The 5,444-nt window shown below is 38.5% G+C and carries 4 protein-coding genes; 3 read left to right on the forward strand and 1 reads right to left on the reverse strand.

The genetic code is table 11. The features are described 5' to 3' along the window. Positions 1 to 547: 547 nt before the first annotated feature. Positions 548 to 1,627 carry a cysteine desulfurase family protein gene (locus AMS59_RS17970; RefSeq protein ID WP_053485092.1) on the reverse strand — a complete coding sequence of 360 codons (1,080 nt, stop codon included), beginning with the start codon at positions 1,625 to 1,627 and terminating at the stop codon, positions 548 to 550. Positions 1,628 to 1,718: 91 nt separating this feature from the next. Here AMS59_RS17970 and nadB point away from each other — a divergent pair, with 91 nt between their 5' ends. The 3 genes from nadB to nadA are packed head-to-tail and all read left to right on the forward strand — an operon-like array spanning position 1,719 to position 5,212. Next, positions 1,719 to 3,305 (forward strand): L-aspartate oxidase, encoded by a 1,587-nt coding sequence (gene nadB / locus AMS59_RS17975; protein ID WP_053485093.1) that lies wholly within the window; start codon positions 1,719 to 1,721, stop codon positions 3,303 to 3,305. Further along, complete coding sequence (gene nadC, locus AMS59_RS17980) at positions 3,262 to 4,122, forward strand: carboxylating nicotinate-nucleotide diphosphorylase (RefSeq protein ID WP_053485094.1); 861 nt, start codon at positions 3,262 to 3,264, stop codon at positions 4,120 to 4,122. Before nadB ends, nadC begins: the two co-directional genes overlap by 44 nt. Beyond that, positions 4,109 to 5,212, forward strand: a complete 1,104-nt coding sequence (gene nadA, locus AMS59_RS17985) for a quinolinate synthase NadA (protein ID WP_053485095.1) — start codon at positions 4,109 to 4,111, stop codon at positions 5,210 to 5,212. Before nadC ends, nadA begins: the two co-directional genes overlap by 14 nt. Positions 5,213 to 5,444: the final 232 nt, after the last annotated feature.

The raw sequence follows: 5,444 nt of genomic DNA on the forward strand, positions 1-5,444 counted from the left end.
TAAAGAGCTTAACTTCCGTGTTCGGTATGGGAACGGGTGTGACCTCTTTGCCATCATCACTAGACTATTGTCGACCTTCAATATACGGCGTATTTTGAAAGCCTTATGTATTTCGTTTTGAAGTTTATTACCTGTCCTTCAAGACAAGAATTATTGTATAACGTTTTCTCACATTGCGCAACACTTTTTTATAAAAAAAGAAAAATTAATACTTTTCGAAGATATTTTTGTAATGTAAGAGAAATTATCACTCTGCTATTTATTATAGCAATTGTTCAATTAAAAGAAAACAATTAATTTATCAGTGTGTTGATTTACTATTTTTATTAATTAAAAGACGCTGATTTTCGCTATGAGCTACTCCTTCCTACGAGCAAGCATCAAGCAAAGTTGCTTTTCCCGAGTGAATTTTGATTCTGCGACAGTAGCCCTTCGCTCCAATCAGCTACAAAAATGGGTACAAAAAATCTTTTTATAGATCATTAACATGCCTGTTAATTTAATCTCAATATTATTTTATCATAGGTTTTCATTTTGCTGAAAGAAGTTAAATTACGGAAAGTGCCATTTGTAATCGATCAATTTCCTCCAATGTTGTTAATGGACCAAAAGATATTCTAAAAAACTGACGCGCCGCTTCCATAGAATAGCCCATTGATAAAATCGCCTTCGTACCAGATTCACTATGAATATCACAGGCACTTCCTGTGGAAATACATATCCCCGCTTCATTTAATTTTAACAATACGTATTGCCCCTCTACTCTTTTCATCAATACACCACAAATATTAGGCAATTGCTCCTTACTCTCAATTATTTGACACGTTTCTTGTAAATTCTCCTTAAAGCTTTGACGTAATGCTTCATAATGCTTCCGCTCATATTGATAATCTTCAATCGCCGTAGCAAAAGCAACTATAGATGGGGTATCTAGTGTTCCTCCCCTTAACCCACGCTCATGCGTGACACCTGGTGCTAATGCGGGAACACGGAGCTTAGGATTAATATAAATAGCTCCACATCCTTTTGGCCCACCTATTTTATGAGCTGAAACGGTAATAGCATCTACTTGCTGTTTTAACGGAAGTTTACAGAAGGACTGTACACAATCGACATGCAAGAGAACATTTAATTGTTTTGCAATCTCGGCAATTTCATCTATCGGTTGAATAGAGCCTATCTCTGAATTTACGTGTTGGATAGTGATTAAAGCCGTATCTGCTTGTATTACTTCTCGTAGTTGTTCCACATGAATACAACCATCTTGCTGTAAAGGTAACTTCGTGACTACAAACCCCATTTTTTCAAGTGTATTTAAAGCCGCATGTACGGATGTGTGTTCAGCTTGTGAAGAAATAATGTGCTTCCCTTTATTTGACGCTAAAGCTAATGACAAAATCGAAATTAAATTGCCCTCAGTTCCGCTTCCAGTAAAAATGACACCGTCACTATTTACTCCAAGAGATCTTGCTACAACAGCTCTTGCCTGTTCAACAAAATAGTGCGCTTGCCCCCCTAGATCATGTAAGCTTGCACTATTTCCATAATACTGCTTTGCTACCTCACAATATGCTTTAAGAGCTTTTGGCGTCATTGGAGAAGTTGCAGCGTAATCTAGATAAATCATCTTATTCTTCCTTTCTAGTTTATCAGGTCTTGTTTTCTCTTTTATTTTATGTAAAGATATGTGTCAAGACAACTGTAAATAAGGTATGTGTATGAATGTAATGACAGATGTACTTATTATTGGTAGCGGTATTGCTGCACTTCAAACTGCTCGACTTCTCGAAGGACATTTTCAAGTACAGGTCGTTACAAAATGTTCAGTTAAAATGAGTAGTTCTTATCGTGCTCAAGGTGGTATTGCTGCCGTTACAAGTCAAGAAGATCATCCAAAGTTCCACATTGCTGATACGTTGACTGCTGGTGAATATCATCATGAAAGAAGGAATGTTGAAGTACTAATAGAAAACGGCACAGAAATTATGCGCGATTTATTAAATAAGGGCTTCCCAGTTGATCGACAAGTTGATGGTTCCCCTGCTCTAGGCTTGGAGGGGGCACATAGTCATCACCGCATTTTACATGCAGGCGGTGATCGTACTGGCCAAGTAATGATAGATTATTTGCTCAATCAACTTACATCTAATATCGTTGTGAATTGCTATGAAATGGCTTACGAGCTTTTATTGAATACAGCTGGAGATTGCGTTGGCGTTTTGACAAAGGGGCCAGAGGGAATGAAGCGCTACCTTGCTCACCATGTCATTCTCGCGACAGGAGGTGCAGGTGCTATTTATTCTTGTACTTCTAACTTTGCTACGAATACTGGAGATGGTATCGCTTTAGCATACCGTGCCGGAGCTGCCATCAGTGATATGGAATTTATGCAATTTCACCATAGCTTACTTTGGTGTGAAGGGCAGGCTAAAGGATTAGTCTCTGAAGCTGTACGCGGCGCCGGGGGAATGTTTGTCGATGCACAGCGTCATCCCATAATGAAAGGCATACATGAACAGTTGGACTTAGCACCACGCCATGTTACTGCACATGCATTATTTAATAAACGTACTGCTGGTCAGGAAACATTTATTGATATTTCAAGTATTGAACACTTTGAAATAAAATTCCCTACGATTGCTCAGCTTTGCTATGACAATCATGTTAATTTACAAAATGGATTAATTCCTGTAGCACCAGGTAGCCATTTCTTAATGGGTGGTGTTGTTGCTGATGACAAGGGAAGAACATCTATTCCGAATCTATATGCAATTGGAGAAGTTGCTTGTACAGGAGTGCATGGTGCCAATCGTTTAGCTAGTAACTCTCTTTTAGAAGGCATTGCGTTTGGGCAAAGAACAGCCCAATACATTATTCAAACAGGTTGCAAACAAAATAGTTTCTTGATTGATGACAAACATCACCAACAAACAATGCCATCATTATTGACAAAAGATCAATTACGACAAATGATGATGCACACATTAGGCATTGTAAGAAATCCTATAGATATGCAACACTTCGTACAACAATTGCCCTCAATGCAAACACTTCTTCATGTTAATTTAGACGGCTTGAATCAACAGGAACTTGAACTTTACATGATGCATATTGTCGCTACATTAATGGCACACGCAGCCATTACACGTAAAGAAACTCGAGGAGCACATATTCGCATTGATAAACCACAACATGATCATCAGTGGGCAAACCGCTGGATTATTTTTCAACAAGGACAGATGAAAGTGAGGAATTCATTATATGAATATCATCAAACTCGAAGAATTGCTAAAACAATTTTTTAATGAGGATATAGGTGATGGAGATTTATCGAGTGAATTTATATTTTCTCCAGAACAGCAGGGATCGTTTTCTTTTTATGCGAAAGAAAGCGGCATTTTTTGTGGAGCCTTTATCATTAAGCATGGCTTTCTTCTTCTTGATCGATCAATGGATATTATCCTTTATAAACAAGATGGTGAAAAAGTAAATGCCGGTGATGTTCTTGCTGTTATTCAAGGACCTCTTCAAAAGTTATTAATGGGTGAGCGTGTAATTTTGAATCTTATCCAGCGTATGTCTGCTATTGCTACAGCTACAAATTTAGCGGTGCGAGAAACAGCAGGTACTAATGCGAAAATATGCGATACGCGCAAAACAATGCCTGGAATGCGTATGTTAGATAAATATGCGGTTAGAATCGGAGGCGCCTTTAACCATCGCAATGGTTTATACGATGCGATAATGCTAAAGGATAATCATATTGCTTTTGCAGGTAGTATTACAAAGGCAGTACAGGCAGCCCGTGAGAAAATCGGTCACACCATTAAAATCGAAGTGGAAATTGAAACAAAAGCACAGCTAGATGAAGCAATTGCAGCTGGTGCAGATATCATTATGTTTGATAATCGTAGCCCTGAAGAAATACGTGAATGGCTTCCAGCAGTTCCTCGACATATTGCTACAGAAGCTTCAGGCGGCATTTCGCTTCATAACTTAAATACCTATGCTAAAACAGGTATTCAATGGATTTCACTTGGAGCGCTAACACACTCAGTAACAGCCTTTGACATTAGTGCACTTGTACAAACGAAAGGAGCTAATTCTATTGTCCATCACTAGTTTATTACAACAAACGTCACTACTACCAGAGCATTATCGTGCATTATCTAAAAATGACATGGAATCTCGCATTCTAACAATTAAAAAGAAATTAGGTAGTAAGCTCTTCATCCCTGGGCATCATTATCAAAAAGATGAAGTGATTCAATTTGCTGATGCAACTGGGGATTCCTTGCAGCTTGCTCAATTATCAGCGGCTAACAAGGAAGCTGAACATATAGTATTTTGTGGCGTACACTTTATGGCGGAAACAGCTGATATGCTTACAACTGAACAGCAGCATGTTTACTTACCTGATTTGCGTGCAGGCTGTTCAATGGCAGACATGGCAAACATTTATCAAACAGAACAAGCATGGCCGATTTTACAGGAACTCTTTGGCGATACCATTATCCCTCTAACATATGTCAATTCTACTGCTGCCATTAAAGCATTTACTGGGCGTCATGGCGGAGCCTGCGTAACATCGTCCAATGCAAAAGAAATGGTGAAATGGGCATTTACGCAAAAACCACGTATTTTCTTTTTACCAGATCAACATTTAGGAAGAAATACTGCTTACGATTTAGGAATACCGCTCGAAAATATGGCAGTTTGGAATCCTCATACAAGTATGCTTGAGACAGATCAGTCCCCTGAAAACATTCAAGTCATCTTATGGAAGGGACACTGCTCTGTACACGAAGGTTTTGCAGTTCAGCATACGGAGCTTATACGTCAAGTTCATCCCAATATGCGTATCATTGTTCATCCTGAATGTAGTCGCGAAGTTGTTGCCGCAGCAGATGATGCAGGTTCTACAAAATACATTATTGATACAATTAATAAGGCTCCGAGTGGTTCAGCGTGGGCAATCGGTACTGAAATGAATCTCGTTAATCGCATCATCAAGGAGCACCCTGATAAGCAGATTATTTCTTTAAATGAGAACTTCTGTCCTTGTCTTACAATGAATCGAATTGACCTTCCCCATCTACTTTGGTCCTTAGAAAGTATAGAAAAGGGGCAGCCACATAATCGTATTCAAGTAGATGCTCACATTGCTGAAGAAGCACGTAGCTCACTTGAAAGAATGCTATTAAAAGCTTAAAGGAGCAAACGTCTACTCATTTCTAGTAGACGTTTTATTATTATAATTATTGAGTCTTCTATGTGATTTTCAATTTAAATAAATTTTAACTGATAATAAAATTATTAAAATCTTAAAAGCTATCTTTATACAAAAAAATGCAGTAGATGTAAGTTGTTACATCTACTGCATTTCAGTATGACCCGTACGGGATTCGAACCCGTGTTACCGCCGTGAAAGGGCGGTGTCTTAA

The organism is Lysinibacillus sp. FJAT-14745 (genome assembly GCF_001275675.1).
GTDB lineage: Bacteria > Bacillota > Bacilli > Bacillales_A > Planococcaceae > Lysinibacillus.

Excerpts from the sequence above, each read along its gene's own strand:
- AMS59_RS17970 (WP_053485092.1), bottom strand. The coding sequence starts at position 1,627 with ATGATTTATCTAGATTACGCTGCAACTTCTCCAATGACGCCAAAAGCT.
- nadB (WP_053485093.1), top strand. The coding sequence starts at position 1,719 with ATGAATGTAATGACAGATGTACTTATTATTGGTAGCGGTATTGCTGCA.
- nadC (WP_053485094.1), top strand. The coding sequence starts at position 3,262 with ATGAATATCATCAAACTCGAAGAATTGCTAAAACAATTTTTTAATGAG.